This window comes from Achromobacter ruhlandii, assembly GCF_002082135.1.
Lineage (GTDB): Bacteria > Pseudomonadota > Gammaproteobacteria > Burkholderiales > Burkholderiaceae_B > Achromobacter > Achromobacter ruhlandii.
On sequence record NZ_CP017433.1, the window covers coordinates 629280 to 643709 of the forward strand.

A 14430-nucleotide genomic window follows, 5' to 3' on the forward strand; every position below is an offset into this window, starting at 1 on the left:
ATTCCTGATTGGGAGCGCCATCATAAGCGCAAGCGCCGTCAGCGGGGTTTGGCATTCTCCAGCGCGGCCAGGCCTTCTTCCGCGCCGTCGTGCAGCGGCACGGTCAGGCCGCGCCGGGCGTTGGCGACGTTTACCTGGGCGCCCTGGGTCGAGCCGGCGGCCAGCAGGTCCAGCCCGGTCTGGTAGACCGCCCGCACCACCTGCAGGGCTTCGTCGCGGGTCAGCTCCGAGGTGGTCAGCAACAGCGCCGCGGTGCCGATGGTGGCGACCGGCTCGGGCTGGTTCGGATAGGTGCCCGCCGAGATCTCCAGCGGCATCAGCCCGTTGTCCTGCGCGGCCAGTGCCTTGACCGCGGCCGGATCGAGCGGCAGCAGTTTCAGGTGCGCCTGGGTCAACGCGTCGCGCAGGGGCGTGGCGGGAATGCCGATCACCTGCGCCGCCGCATCGATCGTGCCGGCCTTGAGCGCCGGCAGCGAGGCGGTGAAAGGCGTGGGAATCGCCTCGTAGTCGCGTCCGGCCTGCAGGCCATGCGCCGCCAGCACCGCCTCCAGTGTGGCCCGCACCGCCGAACCCTCCGCGCCGAGCGCGATCTTCTTGCCTTTCAGGTCGCGCACGCCGCGCAGTTTGGCGTCGTCGCGCACGACGATATGCACCATTTCGGGATAGAGGCTGCCCAGCGCGCGCAGGCCGGCGAACGGCCCCTGCGACGCGAACGGGCCGCGGCCCTCGTACGCCAGTTTGGCGGTGTCGGCCTGGGCCAGCCCGACCACGGCGTCGCCGCTGCGCAGCAGGGCGATGTTTTCGGCGCCGCCGCCGGTAATCAGCGGCGTGACGCGGATCTGGCGCGCCTGGCCCACCGCGCCCAGCGCCCGGGCGAAGGTGAGGTACTCGCCGCGGTCTGGGCCGCCGGCCAGCGGATAGCCTTGTTGCATGCGCGCCAGCCGGCCGTTGATGCGGGCGACGGAGCGCTCCAGTTCCTGCTGCACCACGTGCTGCGCCGTGCTGGAGGCGCTGTAGGCGACCGAATGCGTGATCTGGTCCAGCGTTTCGAGCAGCCGCTGCGTCACGGGCGGCTGCGCGCCGGTATCGAGTGAGGGCGCTTCGGCGGCCTTGAAGCCGGCGGGCGTCACCCGCTCCCAGCCCTCGCCCGCTTTGCGGTAGATGGCGCTGGCATGCGCAACGATCCGGTCGCCGGCCTGGTTGCCGCTGGATTTCACGCCGCTGATACTGCGCGGGCCCGCGCCCAGCAGCGTCACCAGCGCGGCGGCGCCAGGCTGGTCCCAGGCGCCCAGCGCGATGTCGCGCGTCACTTCCAGCCGCAGGTCGTAATAGACCACGCGGCGGGTCTCGCCTGCCGGCGCGTTGCTGTCGGCGGCGGACCCCATGCGCTTGATTTCATCGATGCGGAACAGGTCCGCGCCATAGGTGGCGGCCAGGCCGCGTTCAACGTCGGCGCGCAGCGTATCGGTGTCGGGGGCGCGGCCGCAGGCGGCCAGGAGCAGGCACAGGGCCAGCAGGAAGAAGCGCTTGAGCATGATCACATCCCTCCCACGAACGGCAGGGAGATCAACGAGGTCAAGACGATCACGTTGAGAATATCCACCAGGAACGCGCCCGTCACCGGCACCACGATGAAGGCCTGCGGCGCGGGCCCGTGGCGCCGCGTCAGCGCCTGCATGTTGGCGATGGCGGTGGCGGTGGCGCCCAGCGAAAAGCCGCAGAACGCGGCCGACATGATGGCGGCCTCGTAGTCGCTCCTGAGCAGGCGGAACACCACCCAGGCCGAATACAGCGCACAGAACAGCGTCTGCACCGCCAGGATCAGCGCGAGCGGCCCGGCCAGCCGCGCCACGCTGCCCAGGTCCAGTGTCATCATCGTCATGGCCAGGAACAGCGACAGCGTGATGGTGCCGATGATTTCGGTGGCGCGGTCATCCAGCTTCAGGCCCAGGCGCTCGCCGCCGTTGCGGATCAGCACGCCGGTCGCCAGGCACCAGAGGAAATTGGGCAGGCTGACCGGCGCGCCTTCCACCAGCGTGGCCAGGTAGCCGCCCGCCACCAGGCAGACGAAGGCGGCGGTCATCGAGGTGATGAACGAGGCCGCCGTCGATGGCGGTTGCGCCCCGGTCAGGTCGGGCGCCTCGTGGCCCGCCGTCGAGCGGCGATCCAGGCTGCCGGCCAGCTTGTGGCGGCGCATCAGCCATTCCGCCACGGGGCCGCCCACCACGCCGCCCAGCACCAGGCCCATCGTCGCCGCGGTCATGGCCAGCGCCATCACGTCCTGGATGTTGTTGACGTCGGCAAAGCGGGTGGCGTAGGCCGCGCCCGTGCCGTGTCCGCCGACCAGCGTGATGGTGCCGCCCAGCAGGCCCATCAGCGGGTGCATGTCCAGCAGCCAGGCCATGCCCAGCCCGACCGCGTTCTGCAGTACCAGGAAGGGGATCAGCGCCAGCAGGAAGGCGATCAGCCGCGGGCCGCCCTTGGCCAGCAGCTTCAGGTTGGCAGTCAGGCCGATGCAGCCGAAGAACAGCAGCAACAGGGTCGGCTTGATGCTGGTTTCCAGCGAGATGGCATGGCCGCCCCAGGTCGACAGCGCATAGGCGCCGATCGCGAACAGCAGGCCGCCGACGATCGGGTCCGGGATGCTGTAGCGCGCCAGCACGCCGATGCGGGTGGTCAGGACGCGGCCGATGGCCAGCACCAGGCAGCAGGCCAGCAGGGATTGGACGGGCGAGAGTGAAATCATGGAAACCTTCGCGTCCCGGCGCGGGACGCAGCGAAGTCAGGCTGTCGGGATCGTTGCCGCCATGTCTTTCAGGGATTGCGTCCCCCATCTTACCGGGGCGCGGGCGGGGCGACATGCGCGGCAACGGACGGAAAAGGGAGGGGCGCTCGGCCGCCGCGGGTCAGAGCGGAAAGGCGCGCGCCATGTAACTGGCCTGCGGCCCGTAGCCTTCGAGCTTGTCGGCCAGCTCGCGGCCGCCCGCGGCGACCGGCGCATAGCCGTGGCGTATCCAGTAGCCCACGGCCGAACCCAGCGAGACCAGGCTGGCGCGCCGCAGTCCCGCCCGCGCGGCGTGCCCGGCGGCGGTGCGCAGCAGGGCCTGGCCCACGCCCAGGCCCTGGGCCGTGGGCGCCACCGCGCAATCATGCAGGAACCAGTGGTCGGCCGCCTCGGGCAAGGCGGCCAGGGGCGCGTCCAGGGTCGGGGGCAGGCCCGCGTCCCACGGATACGACACCAGATAGCCGAGCAAGTCGTCCGTGGCGGCCTGCGCCACCCAGCAGTGCGCGGGGGCCAGCGCCAGCCGGTTCAGGAAGAAGTCGGCGCTTTCCAGCAGGAAACCCGGGTAGGCCCGGGCCTGGACGGCCAGGATGCCGTCCACGTCGCCGGCCAGCATGGGGCGGACTCGGTATTGCATAACCACCTGTGAAAACAAGAACTTCGCGCATTTTACCGAGGCGCGCGGGCGGCCGCTTTACGTCCCTTCACAAACTAGGGACAGAAATTAACCTCGTCTTCACGGCACTTCATAAATTGGCCCGCCATGCTTCCTAGAATCGTGCTGATTGCCCTCCGTCCGATAGCCGCCGCATTTGATGAAAATTCGACGACGGCCTGCGCATACTGCCCGCCATAGTGTCCCGCATTCCAATTCCAGAGCATCATGCATATCCAATTCCGGTCCGAGCCCATGGGGCAGCAAGTCTTGACCAAAGCGTTGCCCGTGGACGCGGTCTGGCGCACGGCGACCGTCAACGTGCCTTACGACGCCTGCGTGACCTGCGTCATTCCCTGCCTGAATGAATGCGAGAACCTGCGCGTGCTGCTGCCGCTGCTGCGCAGCCGGCTGGCGGCGCTGGCCACCGGCTGGGAAATCATCGTCGCCGATGATGGCAGCACCGACGGCACCGAAGCGCTGATGGCCGAATGGTCGCAGTACGACGGCTTTCGCTACGTGCAGCTGTCGCGCAACTTCGGCAAGGAAGCGGCGCTGAGCGCGGGGCTGGAAAGCGCCACCGGCGACGTCGTCATCTGCCTGGACGCCGACATGCAGCACCCGCCGGCCCTGATCGAACAGATGCTGGCGCGCTGGGCCGCGGGCGCCGAGATGGTCTACGCCGTGCGCGAGACCCGCAACGACGAATCCTGGGTCAAGCGCACCGGCGCCCGCTGGTTCTACAAGCTGCTCAGCGGCGCCCGCGGCGTTGATGTGCCGGCTCACGCCGGCGACTTCCGCCTGATGAGCCGCAACGTGGTGGACGCGCTGAACGCGTTGCCCGAGCGCACCCGTTTCATGAAGGGCCTGTACGCCTGGGTCGGCTTCAAGGGCGAGGCCTTGCCGTACACGCCCGACGAACGCATGCATGGCGACAGCCGCTTCGGCGGCATGCGCCTGGCGCGCCTCGCGCTGGACGGCCTGACCGCGTTCACCACCTGGCCGCTGCGGCTGGTGAGCCTGGTCGGCGTGCTGTTCGCCGTGCTGGCGATGGCCTACGCGATCTTCCTGGTGATCGATTACCTGGTGTCCGGCAACCCGGTTTCCGGCTGGACCACGATCGTCACCGCGGTGCTGTTCTTTGCGGGCGTCAACCTGATATCGCTGGGCGTGGTGGGCGAGTATGTCGCCCGTATCTTCGACGAGGTCAAAGGGCGCCCGCTGTTCGTGGTGCGCCGTCGCCAGGGGCAGGCCGCCCGCTCCGACAAGGTCGCACACTGATGGGCGCCGCGATGCAAGATCCGGCGCGTTCCTACAGGATCCCGCCGGCGGGATGGTTCCTGCTCGCCATCGGCTTCTGGCTGGCCTTCCTGGCCTGGGTGCGGCCGCTGACGCTGCCCGACGAGGGCCGTTATGCCGGCGTCGCCTGGGACATGCTGCGCAGCGGGTCGCACATGGTGCCGCTGCTCGATGGCATGCCGTATTTCCACAAGCCGCCGCTGTACTACTGGCTGACCGAACTGTCGTTCAGCGTGTTCGGCGTGCATCCCTGGGCGGCGCGCCTGCCGTCGTTGCTGGCGGCCTGGGCCGCGATTGCCGCGCTGTACGGCTTCGTGCGGCGCTATCGCGACGCCGCCACTGCCACGCTGACCGCGCTGGTGCTGGCCACGGTGCCGTTCTTCTATGGCGGCTCGCAGTTCGCCAACCTCGACATGCTGGTGGCCGGCATGATCACGCTGTGCGTGCTGGCCGCGGCCGATACCGTGCTGCGCCTGGAGCGCGGCCAGGCCTATCGCTGGATGTCGCTGGCCGCCGCGGCGCTGGCGGGCCTGGCGGTGCTGGCCAAGGGGCTTATCGGGCTGGTGCTGCCCGGCGCCATCCTGTTCATCTGGCTGGTGTGGGGGCGCCGCTGGCGCGCGCTGGCCGCGTTGCTGTGGCCGCCGGCGCTGCTGGTGTTCGCGGCGGTCGCCGTGCCGTGGTTCGTGCTGATGCAGATCCGCTATCCCGGCTTTTACGACTACTTCTTCGTCTACCAGCACTTCCAGCGCTTTGCCGCCTCCGGCTTCAACAACGCCCAGCCGTTCTGGTTCTACCTGCCGGTGGTGGTGGGCCTGAGCCTGCCGTGGTCCCTGTGGGGCGGCGGCGTGCTGCGCAAGGCCTTCTGGGCCGACGGCCCGCAGCGCGACCTGCGGCGCCTGGCCTTGATCTGGTTCGTCGTGATCGTGGGCTTTTTCTCGCTGCCCAATTCCAAGCTGGTCGGCTACGTGCTGCCGGCGCTTGCGCCGCTGGCCTTCCTGCTGGCCGAAGTGATCGTCGCCGCGGGGCGCCAGAAGTCGGACGAGCTGACACCGCGCCTGGTGCGGATCTGCGTTGGCGTCGGCGCGGGCATCTGCGTGGTGGCCATCGGCATCGCCGCCCACAGTGCCCGGGGCAGCGCGGGACCGCTGGCCGCCGTGGTCCGGCCGCTGGCGCAGCCTGGCGATACCTATGTGTCGCTGCACACCTATCCGTTCGACCTGGCGTTGTACGCCCAGGCGCCCAAGCCGAGCTGGGTGGTGGACGACTGGCTCAATCCGGAAGTGCCGGTGCGCGACAACTGGCGCAAGGAACTCTACGACGCGGCCAAATTCGAACCCGAGGTGGGCAAGCAGGTGCTGATCAGTCCGCAGGAATTCCAGGCCCGCCTGTGCGCGGCGCCCGATGGGGCGCGCTACTGGGTCTGGGGCACCAAATCGGATTCGGGCGCTTACCCCGTGCTGGCGGGGCTGGAGCCGGTGGCGAACAGCGTGAAATACGTGATCTGGCAGGTGGTGTCGGACGCCGCCTTCAAGCAGCGGGTTTGTGGCGGAATGCCCAAAGCCGGCTCGTGATGAAGGTGGCGATCGCCAGGCCGATCAGGATGAACGCCAGCAGGATGTCGTAGCGGACGGCGGTTACCCGCAGCAACCAGGCGTAAGCGGATTCATTGATGACGAAGCCCGCGGCTGAAATGAAGAAGAAACGACGTACTGCTATGGTCCAGGGTGTTTTCGAATGTCTGAACGTGAGCCGATAGTGTCCGCTGAAGGACACCACGAACGCCACCAGCCAGCCGAGCAGGTTGGCCAGGAGCGGCGCGGCGCCCAGGCCTTCGACGCAGGCGACGGCGACGCCCCAGTGGGTGGCGGCCGCTGCGCATCCGACAATGATGAACAGGGTGACTTGCTGGACCAGGGCGCGCATGTGGGGCGTGTCGATGAAAAAAACCGGGGTGAGAGCTTGACCAAACGCATAGTGGTTTGCGGTGATGATTTTGGCATGAATGCCGACATTGATGAAGGCATGATCACGCTGGCCGGCATGGGCCGGTTGAGCGCGGTCAGCTGCCTGTCGCTGGGCCCGACCTTCAACGCCAACGCCGCGCGGCTGGCCGCGCAGGATGCCGATCTCGGCCTGCATGTGAACTTCACCGAGCCCTTGGGCAATGCGTTCGATGCCGACCTGCCGTCGCTGTCGCAACTGATCCTGCGCGCCTACACCCGCCGCCTGGACACGGCCTGGATCGACCAGCATCTGGCGCGCCAGTTCGACGCTTTCGAGGCGGCCTTCGGCCGCGCGCCCGACTATGTCGACGGGCATCAGCACGTGCACCAACTGCCGATGATCCGCGAGCGCCTGCTGGCCATGCTCAAGCAGCGCTACGGCGCGCGCATGCCGTGGTTGCGCCAGACCGCGCCTGGCATGCTTTCCGGTATTCCGCTGAAGGAATCGATCAAGGCCCGCATCATCGGCGCGCTGGGCGCGGCCGAACTGGGCCGCCGCGCCAGCCGCGAAGGCCTGCGCACCAACCGGCGCCTGCTGGGCGTGTACGGTTTCGAAGGCGGCAAGCGGCGTTACGCCGACCTGCTGCAGAACTGGCTGTTCAATGCCCGGGATTGCGACCTTCTGATGTGCCATCCGGCCAAGGACTGCCAGGACGACAGCGCCATGGCGCGCCAGCGCCGCGCGGAATATGACGTGCTGGCCTGCCCCAAGCTCGGCGACTGGCTGGCCGCCAACGGCGTGCGCATTTCACGCCTGCCGCTCAACGCGCGCTAGGCGCGCCGGGGACGCCAGGGCGTCCGCGTTTTCCGCCATCAGGCCCGCGTCAGGCTCTGCAGCAGCCAGGCGCCGGCGGGCCCCAGCGGGCGGCGGGTCGACCACACCGCGTCCACCCGGATCTGGCGCGGCCAACCCGGCACCGCCAGTTCCACCAGTTGCCCGCGGCCGAAGCGCTGCAACATCCAGCGCGGCAGTTCGGTCCAGCCGAATCCCAGCGTGGCCATTTCCAGCAGCATCAGGTAGCCCGGCGCCGACCAGGTCGACTGCGACGGCGCGGAGTCCTTGTCGTCCAGCTCATAGGTGCTCAGGCGCAGCTCGCGCTCGGTCTTCAGGTGGTCCCGGGTGACCCCCGATAGCGTCGCCAGCGGATGGCCGCGGCCCACGCACAGCACGATCTCCGACGCTTCGCGCAGCGTCGCGTGGGCCATGTCGGGCGGATAGCTTTCCTGCGCCGCCATCAGCCCCAGGTGGGCGCGGCCCTGCTGCACCAGCGCCACCACGTCCTCATATTCCGCGATCAGGCATTCGAAGCGCAGCGCCGGATAGCGCTGGTCGATCTGGCTAAGCATGTTCTCAAAGGTTTCGGACTGAAACGTATCCGACAGCACTACGGTCAGGCGCGGCTCCAGGCCGGCCGACAGCTGGCTGGCGCTGCGGTTCAGGCGGTCGTTGGCCGCCAGCACCTGCAAGGCCTGGCCCAGCAGCACCTGGCCGGCCTCGGTCAGGGACGGCTGGCGCTGGCTGCGGTCGAACAGCGTCACGTTCAGGTCGACCTCGAGGTTGGCGATGGTCTCGCTGACGGTGGATTGGCTCTTGCCCAGCTTGCGGGCCGCCGCTGAAAAGGTGCCCTCGGCGGCCACCTGGGCGAAGGTGGCCAGGGATTCCAGGGAATGGCGCATGGTGGGGTGTTGTATCGGAATTTCCGATGGATTCTATCTTTATCGTACCGGAAATATCGTCGAAAATCCCCCGGTCACTGAAACAAACGACCTCAGAGGTGGGTCATGACGCAAGCCAAGAAAACCATCAAAGAGCGCTTCATCCACGCTTTCCTGTTCGAAATCCTCGCCATCGGCCTGTGCGCGCCGGTGGCCGCCTGGGCCATGGGCAAGTCGCTGTTCGAAATGGGCGTGCTGACCGCCGTGATCGCCTGGATCGCGCTGGTCTGGAACATGATCTACAACGCCGGCTTCGACCGCCTCGAAAATCGCCTGGGCATCACTCGCAACCTGCGCGTGCGCGTGATCCACGCGTTCGGCTTCGAGCTCGGGCTGATCCTGATCGTGATCCCGCTGGCCGCCTGGTGGCTGAACATCAGCCTGTGGCAGGCCTTCGTGCTGGACATCGCGCTGGTGCTGTTCTACCTGCCGTACGCCTTCTTCTACAACCTGGGCTACGACCGCGCCCGCCCGCGCGTCATGGCCTGGCTGGCGCGCGGCGCCAAGGACGCCGCCGCCCCGGCCGCGAGCGCTACGCGTCAATCACCTTGCGCGTAAACATCTCCAGGTAGTCCATCAGCGAATCCGCGCCCTGGATGGCCGCCGCTTCGTCGCCCGTGGCGATGCCGGCGGCCATGGCCATGTGGCGGCGCGCGCCCTCGGCGATGTCGCCCTCGTGCTGGTAGGCGTACCAGAAGCGCCGGCACTGGATGATCAGCGGTTCCACCGCGTTCACCGCCGAGACGTTGCGGCAGGCGCTGTGGCAGACGTGGTCGAGCAACTGGTCGGCCTGCATGTAGTCGTCCAGGTTGCCGCCCTCGGCCGCGCGCACCATCTGCGTCGCGCATTCGACGATCTGGGCGCGTTGCGCCGGCGTGGCGCGGCGCGCGGCGCTGGCGGCGATCAACTGCTCCAGCGCCCGGCGGGTCTGGATCAGGTCCATGTGGTCGGCCAGCTGGATCATCGAGACCCGCAGGCCGCGCCGCGGTTCCTGGCGGATCAGGCCGGCCGCCACCATGCGCAGCAAAGCTTCGCGCAGCGGGGTGCGGCCCAGGCCGGTCTTTTCGACCAGATCGGCTTCCACCACCGCGCTGCCCGGCTGCAATTGCAGGGTGGCGATCATGCTTTCGATCTGGTCATAGGCGACGTCTGCCGCGCGCCTTTTGGGTTCTGCTCCTGCCATCAACGGTTGTTTTCCTTCGTTTTGCGCCACTGCGTGTAGGCCAGCCATTCGCCGACGAACCCGCGCCGGAAGAACGACACGCACAACACGAAAATCAACCCGATGACGATGGTGACGACATCGCCAAGGGTGGCCAGGTAGTTCTGCAGGCTGACGACCAGCGTGGCGCCCACCACGGGGCCCCACACGGTGCCGATCCCGCCCAGCAGCGTCATCAGCAGGACTTCGGTGGAGGTGGCCAGCGACACGTCGTTCAGCGCCACCAGCTGCAGCACCAGCGCCTTGAGCGAACCCGCCAGGCCGGCCACCGAGGCCGACAGCACGAACGCCAGCAGCTTGCACCGATCCGTATCGTACCCCAGCGAAATCGCCCGCGGCGCGTTGTCGCGGATGGTCTTGAGCACCTGTCCGAAGGGCGAATGGATGACCCGGTAGACGAACAGGAACCCCAGCACGAACACGCCCAGCGTGAAGTAATACATGTTGGTGTCGGCGCTCAGGTCGACCAGGCCCAGGAACTTGCCGCGCGGAATGCCCTGCATGCCGTCCTCGCCGCGCGTCCAGCGCACCTGCACCGCCATGAAGTAGGCCACCTGCGACAGCGCCAGCGTGATCATGGCGAAATAGATGCCGGTGCGGCGGATCGCCAGCCAGCCGATGGCATAGCCGATGGCGGCGGCCATGGCCACGCCGCACAGCATCGCCAGCTCGGGCGGCAGGCCGGCCGCGCCGTACAGGATCATCATTTCGCCGGCGGCATAGCCGGCCCAGCCGAAGAAGGCGGCATGGCCGAACGACACCAGGCCGGTGAAGCCCGTCAGCAGGTTGAAGGCCAGCGCGAACAGCGCGAAGCACAGCACCTTCATCACGAACACCGGATAGACCACTTGCGGGAACCACGGAACCAGCAGCGCCGGCACCAGCAGCAGCGCCAGGATGCGGAGGGAAAGAGGAAAGCGCGACACCTTATTTCTCCTTGCCGAACAGGCCCGCGGGGCGCGTCAGCAGCACCACCGCCATCACGATGAACACGACCACGGTGGACGCTTCGGGGTAGAACACTTTGGCCAGGCCTTCCAGCAGGCCCAGCGCCAGGCCGGTGACGATGGCGCCCATGATCGAGCCGAGGCCGCCGATCACCACCACCGCGAACACGATATTGAGCAGGTTGGAGCCCATCAGCGGGTTGATCTGCATGACGGGCGCGGCCAGCACGCCCGCCACGCCGGCCAGCGCCACGCCGAAGCCGTAGGTCAGGGTGATCATCACCGGCACGTTGACGCCGAAGGCCTGCAGCAGCCGGGCGTTCTCGGTGCCGGCGCGCAGCAGCGCGCCCAGGCGGGTGCGCTCGAACAGGTACCAGGTCAGCAGGCACAGCAGCAGCGACGCCACCACCACGAAGGCGCGGTACGCCGGCAGGAACATGAAGCCCAGGTCGAAGCCGCCCTGCAGGATCTCGGGCGGCTCGTAGCCCACGCCGGAAATGCCGTAGAAGTAGCGGAACCCGCCTTCCATCATCAGCGCGATGCCGAAGGTCAGCAGCAGGCCGTACAGGTGGTCCAGATGGTAGAGCCGCTTGAGCAGCGTCTTCTCGATGACCACCCCGACCGCGCCGACAATCAACGGCGCCAGCACCAGGGCCGCCCAGAAGTTGATCTGCGCGCCCGGGCCCAGCAGCTGCGGCAGCTGGGTGAAGCCGATCCACGCCAGGAACGCCGCCATCATGAACTGGGCGCCGTGGGTGAAATTGACGATGTTGAGCAGGCCGAAGATGATGGCCAGTCCCATGCTGAGGATGGCGTAGAAGCAGCCGTTGATCAGCCCCACCAGCAGTTGGGCGAGCAGGGCGGGAAGCGAGATGTCGAACATAGTGGGCGGCGGTCGGACACGGGACGCGTCGGGTTGCGGGAGGCGCGCGCCAGCGCGCGCCACGGGCGGATCGAGCCAGCGCCGGGCGGGGGCCGCCCGGCGCCGGGCGCCGTCATGACTTGTTCAACGCGCAGGCGGCCTGCGGCTTGGGGAAGACCTCGTCGCCCTTGAGCACGGCCTTGACGTGGTAGTAGTCCCACGGCGCCTTGGACTCGGCCGGCGCCTTCACCTGCAACAGCAGCATGTCATGCACCAGCGCGCCATCCGCGCGCAGCTTGCCGTTGCGGATCACGGCGTCGTTGATGGTCATCTCGCGCAGCTTGGCCATGACCGCCGGCGCCTCGTCGGTGCCGGCCGCCTCGATCGCTTTCAGGTACGACAGCGTGGCCGAGTAGACGCCGGCCTGCGAGGCCGTCGGCATCTTCTTGGCCTTCTCGAAGAACTTCCTGGCCCAGGCGCGCGAGGCGTCGTCGTAATCCCAATAGAACGCCTCGGTCAGGTACATGCCCTGCGCCTTGGCCAGGCCCATGCTGTGCACGTCCGAGATATAGGTCAGCAGCGGCGCCACGATCTGCTTCTTGGTGATGCCGAACTCGTTGGCCTGCTTGACCGCGTTGACGGTGTCGTTGCCGGCGTTGGCCAGGGCGATCACGTCGGCCTTGGAGGCCTGCGCCTTCAGCAGGAACGACGAGAAATCGTTGCCGGGGAAGGGATGGCGCGACACGCCGACGACGCTGCCGCCGTTCTCCTGGATGACTTCGGTCGCGTCCTTCTCCAGCGAGTGGCCGAAGGTGTAGTCGGCGGTGATGAAGTACCAGGTCTTCTTGCCTTCCTTGACCAGCGCGCGCGCCGTGCCCGCCGCCAGCGCGTAGGTGTTGGTGGTCCACTGCGCGTTCAGCGGCGAGCATTTTTCGCCCAGGATCGCGGTCGACAGGCCCGCGGACGGCATGGTCACGCGGTTCTTCTGGCGCGCGATCTCCATCACGGCCAGCGCGGTCGAGGCGGTGGGAAAGTCGGTGATCATGTCGACCTTGCCCTGGTCGAACCATTCGCGCGCCAGGTTGGCGGCGACGTCGGGCTTGTTCTGGTGGTCGGCGGCCACCACTTCGACCGGCTTGCCCAGCACTTTGTTGCCCATCTCTTCGGCCGCCATGCGCGCCGCGATCACCGAGCCGTTGCCGGCCAGATCGGAATAGACGCCGGACAGGTCGGTCAGCACGCCGACCTTGACGATGCCGTCGCTGATGCCGGCCTCGGCGTGGGCGACGCCCGCCAGGCCGATGGCGCACAGCGCCGCTGCGATTCGATTCAATTTCATCTGACTACGCTCCGTAGGGGAATGGGGGGACTGCGGTCGGAAGCACCACGGGAACTGCAACGACGGGGAACTGCGCGCGACGGCCTTCAGATGCCGAGCAGGGTGTTGAGCCGGTCCTGCGACCGCTCGACCTCGGCCCGCTCGATCACGGCGGCCACCTGGCCATGCTCGATGACGTAATGGCGGTCGGCCAGGTGCCGGGCGAAGCGGAAGTTCTGCTCGACCAGCACGGTGGTGTAGCCGCGCTCCTGCAATTGCCGGATCACCCGGCCCAGCGCCTGCACGATGACAGGCGCCAGCCCTTCGGTGATTTCATCGAGCAGCAGCAGGCGGGCGCCGGTGCGCAGGATGCGCGCCATCGCCAGCATCTGCTGCTCGCCGCCCGACAGCCGGGTGCCGGGGCTGTGGGCGCGTTCCTTCAGGTTGGGGAACATCGTGTAGATCTCTTCCACCGACATGCCGTCCGGCCCCACCGAGGGCAGCAGCATGAGGTTCTCCTCGGCGGTCAGCGAGGCGTAGATGCCGCGCTCTTCGGGGCAATAGCCGATGCCCCGGCGCGCGATCTTGTGCGGCGGCAGGCCGATGGTTTCCTGGCCTTGCACCTTGATGGAGCCGCTGCGCCGGCCCACCAGGCCCAGCACCGACTTCAGGGTCGAACTGCGGCCGGCGCCGTTGCGGCCCAGCAGCGTGATGCACTCGCCCGCCTTCACGTCCAGGTCGATGCCGTGCAGGATGTGCGACTCGCCATACCAGGCGTGCAGATCGCGGATCTCCAGCATGGGCCGCGCCGGGGTCTTGTCATTCATCTTCCGCTCCCATGTACGCTTCGCGCACCGCGGGGTTCGCGGACACCTCGGCGTACGGACCCTCGGCCAGGATCTCGCCGCGTTGCAGGACGGTGATGGTGTCGCAGATGTCGGCCACCACCTTCATGTTGTGTTCCACCATCAGGATGCTGCGGCCGGCCGAGACCTGCTTGATCAGGTGCTTGACGCGGTCCACGTCCTCGTGGCCCATGCCCTGCGTCGGCTCATCCAGCAACAGCAGCTCGGGCTCCAGCGCCAGCGTGGTGGCGATCTCCAGCGTGCGCTTGCGGCCGTAGGGCAGGTCCCCGGCGGCCACGTCCAGCTGCGCGCGCAGGCCGACCTGGTCGAGCAATTCCTCGACCCGCGCATGCAGCCGCTCCAGCGAGCGCTCCGAACGCCAGAAGCAGTAGTCCACGCCCAGCTTGCGCTGCAAGGCCACGCGCACGTTCTCGCGCACCGACAGCTGCGCAAACACCGCCGAGATCTGGAACGAGCGCACGATGCCGCGCCGCGCCGTCTGCGCCGGCCGTTCGCCGGTGATGTCGACGCCGTCGTAGACGATCTGGCCGCGGGTCGGGATGTGGAACTTGGTGAGCAGGTTGAAGACCGTGGTCTTGCCGGCCCCGTTGGGACCGATCAGCGCATGGATCGCGCCGCGCCTGACGCTCAGGTTGACGTCGTTGACCGCCACGAAGCCGCGGAATTCCTTGGTGAGGCCCCGGGTCTGAAGGATGATGTCGCTGTGCATGGTGTCCGAGAGGCTGGCGCAAGGACGGCGCGCCACGGCCATGCGGGCGCG

Annotated in this window: 15 protein-coding genes; 4 read left to right on the top strand and 11 right to left on the bottom strand. The window is 68.0% G+C overall.

The window, feature by feature from the left end:
• Nucleotides 1–38 precede the first annotated feature (38 nt).
• The 3 genes from AruCF_RS02860 to AruCF_RS02870 all read right to left on the bottom strand — a co-directional run bounded on the left by AruCF_RS02860 (nt 39) and on the right by AruCF_RS02870 (nt 3398).
• Entirely contained in the window at nt 39–1535 is a 1497-nt protein-coding gene (locus AruCF_RS02860) for a TAXI family TRAP transporter solute-binding subunit (RefSeq protein WP_144419073.1), read from the bottom strand.
• 2 nt (nt 1536–1537) lie between these two features.
• On the bottom strand, nt 1538–2746 hold the full coding sequence (gene gltS / locus AruCF_RS02865; protein ID WP_054416318.1) for a sodium/glutamate symporter: 1209 nt from the start codon (nt 2744–2746) through the stop codon (nt 1538–1540).
• 160 nt (nt 2747–2906) lie between these two features.
• Nucleotides 2907–3398, bottom strand: coding sequence for a GNAT family N-acetyltransferase (locus AruCF_RS02870; protein WP_049071291.1), 492 nt, complete (start codon nt 3396–3398; stop codon nt 2907–2909).
• Between the two features lie 267 nt (nt 3399–3665).
• Between AruCF_RS02870 and AruCF_RS02875 the strand changes: the two genes are divergently transcribed.
• Nucleotides 3666–4718 (top strand): glycosyltransferase family 2 protein, encoded by a 1053-nt coding sequence (locus AruCF_RS02875; RefSeq protein ID WP_049071292.1) that lies wholly within the window; start codon nt 3666–3668, stop codon nt 4716–4718.
• A complete protein-coding gene (locus AruCF_RS02880) occupies nt 4718–6307 on the top strand; it encodes an ArnT family glycosyltransferase (RefSeq protein ID WP_049071294.1) in 1590 nt (529 codons plus the stop codon). Before AruCF_RS02875 ends, AruCF_RS02880 begins: the two co-directional genes overlap by 1 nt.
• On the opposite strand, the gene AruCF_RS02885 is transcribed toward AruCF_RS02880, so the two are convergent.
• Nucleotides 6264–6659 (bottom strand): GtrA family protein, encoded by a 396-nt coding sequence (locus AruCF_RS02885; RefSeq protein WP_080977312.1) that lies wholly within the window; start codon nt 6657–6659, stop codon nt 6264–6266. The two genes, AruCF_RS02880 and AruCF_RS02885, sit on opposite strands and share 44 nt — an antisense overlap.
• Nucleotides 6660–6695: 36 nt before the next feature.
• On the opposite strand from AruCF_RS02885, the gene AruCF_RS02890 reads away from it, so the two are divergent.
• Nucleotides 6696–7514, top strand: a complete 819-nt coding sequence (locus AruCF_RS02890; protein WP_049071295.1) for a ChbG/HpnK family deacetylase — start codon at nt 6696–6698, stop codon at nt 7512–7514.
• Between the two features lie 38 nt (nt 7515–7552).
• Here the strand turns inward: AruCF_RS02890 and AruCF_RS02895 are convergent, their stop codons facing one another.
• Nucleotides 7553–8416 carry a LysR family transcriptional regulator gene (locus AruCF_RS02895; protein ID WP_049071297.1) on the bottom strand — a complete coding sequence of 288 codons (864 nt, stop codon included), beginning with the start codon at nt 8414–8416 and terminating at the stop codon, nt 7553–7555.
• A 105-nt stretch (nt 8417–8521) separates the two neighbouring features.
• On the opposite strand from AruCF_RS02895, the gene AruCF_RS02900 reads away from it, so the two are divergent.
• A complete protein-coding gene (locus tag AruCF_RS02900; RefSeq protein WP_047993461.1) occupies nt 8522–9013 on the top strand; it encodes a multidrug/biocide efflux PACE transporter in 492 nt (163 codons plus the stop codon).
• On the opposite strand, the gene AruCF_RS02905 is transcribed toward AruCF_RS02900, so the two are convergent.
• The 6 genes from AruCF_RS02905 to AruCF_RS02930 all read right to left on the bottom strand — a co-directional run bounded on the left by AruCF_RS02905 (nt 8988) and on the right by AruCF_RS02930 (nt 14379).
• On the bottom strand, nt 8988–9638 hold the full coding sequence (locus tag AruCF_RS02905; protein WP_006392889.1) for a GntR family transcriptional regulator: 651 nt from the start codon (nt 9636–9638) through the stop codon (nt 8988–8990). The genes AruCF_RS02900 and AruCF_RS02905 overlap by 26 nt on opposite strands.
• Nucleotides 9638–10603: a branched-chain amino acid ABC transporter permease gene (locus tag AruCF_RS02910; RefSeq protein ID WP_049071298.1), complete on the bottom strand. Its 966-nt coding sequence runs from the start codon at nt 10601–10603 to the stop codon at nt 9638–9640. Before AruCF_RS02910 ends, AruCF_RS02905 begins: the two co-directional genes overlap by 1 nt.
• A gap of 1 nt (nt 10604) precedes the next feature.
• The gene (locus tag AruCF_RS02915) at nt 10605–11507 is read right to left on the bottom strand and encodes a branched-chain amino acid ABC transporter permease (protein ID WP_006388713.1); all 903 of its coding nucleotides are present in this window, start codon (nt 11505–11507) and stop codon (nt 10605–10607) included.
• A 112-nt stretch (nt 11508–11619) separates the two neighbouring features.
• Nucleotides 11620–12825 (bottom strand): ABC transporter substrate-binding protein, encoded by a 1206-nt coding sequence (locus AruCF_RS02920; protein ID WP_049071300.1) that lies wholly within the window; start codon nt 12823–12825, stop codon nt 11620–11622.
• Nucleotides 12826–12911: 86 nt separating this feature from the next.
• Nucleotides 12912–13631, bottom strand: coding sequence for an ABC transporter ATP-binding protein (locus AruCF_RS02925; RefSeq protein ID WP_049071301.1), 720 nt, complete (start codon nt 13629–13631; stop codon nt 12912–12914).
• Complete coding sequence (locus AruCF_RS02930; protein ID WP_049077448.1) at nt 13624–14379, bottom strand: ABC transporter ATP-binding protein; 756 nt, start codon at nt 14377–14379, stop codon at nt 13624–13626. The genes AruCF_RS02925 and AruCF_RS02930 overlap by 8 nt, the downstream gene beginning before the upstream one ends.
• Nucleotides 14380–14430 lie beyond the last annotated feature (51 nt).

Bases quoted from the DNA above. Each gene is read 5' to 3' on its own strand.
- AruCF_RS02920 (WP_049071300.1), bottom strand. From the start codon at position 12,825: ATGAAATTGAATCGAATCGCAGCGGCGCTGTGCGCCATCGGCCTGGCG.
- AruCF_RS02880 (WP_049071294.1), top strand. From the start codon at position 4,718: ATGGGCGCCGCGATGCAAGATCCGGCGCGTTCCTACAGGATCCCGCCG.
- AruCF_RS02870 (WP_049071291.1), bottom strand. From the start codon at position 3,398: ATGCTGGCCGGCGACGTGGACGGCATCCTGGCCGTCCAGGCCCGGGCC.
- AruCF_RS02925 (WP_049071301.1), bottom strand. From the start codon at position 13,631: ATGAATGACAAGACCCCGGCGCGGCCCATGCTGGAGATCCGCGATCTG.
- AruCF_RS02905 (WP_006392889.1), bottom strand. From the start codon at position 9,638: ATGGCAGGAGCAGAACCCAAAAGGCGCGCGGCAGACGTCGCCTATGAC.
- AruCF_RS02885 (WP_080977312.1), bottom strand. From the start codon at position 6,659: ATGCGCGCCCTGGTCCAGCAAGTCACCCTGTTCATCATTGTCGGATGC.
- AruCF_RS02930 (WP_049077448.1), bottom strand. From the start codon at position 14,379: ATGCACAGCGACATCATCCTTCAGACCCGGGGCCTCACCAAGGAATTC.
- AruCF_RS02915 (WP_006388713.1), bottom strand. From the start codon at position 11,507: ATGTTCGACATCTCGCTTCCCGCCCTGCTCGCCCAACTGCTGGTGGGG.
- AruCF_RS02895 (WP_049071297.1), bottom strand. From the start codon at position 8,416: ATGCGCCATTCCCTGGAATCCCTGGCCACCTTCGCCCAGGTGGCCGCC.
- gltS (WP_054416318.1), bottom strand. From the start codon at position 2,746: ATGATTTCACTCTCGCCCGTCCAATCCCTGCTGGCCTGCTGCCTGGTG.
- AruCF_RS02875 (WP_049071292.1), top strand. From the start codon at position 3,666: ATGCATATCCAATTCCGGTCCGAGCCCATGGGGCAGCAAGTCTTGACC.
- AruCF_RS02900 (WP_047993461.1), top strand. From the start codon at position 8,522: ATGACGCAAGCCAAGAAAACCATCAAAGAGCGCTTCATCCACGCTTTC.
- AruCF_RS02860 (WP_144419073.1), bottom strand. From the start codon at position 1,535: ATGCTCAAGCGCTTCTTCCTGCTGGCCCTGTGCCTGCTCCTGGCCGCC.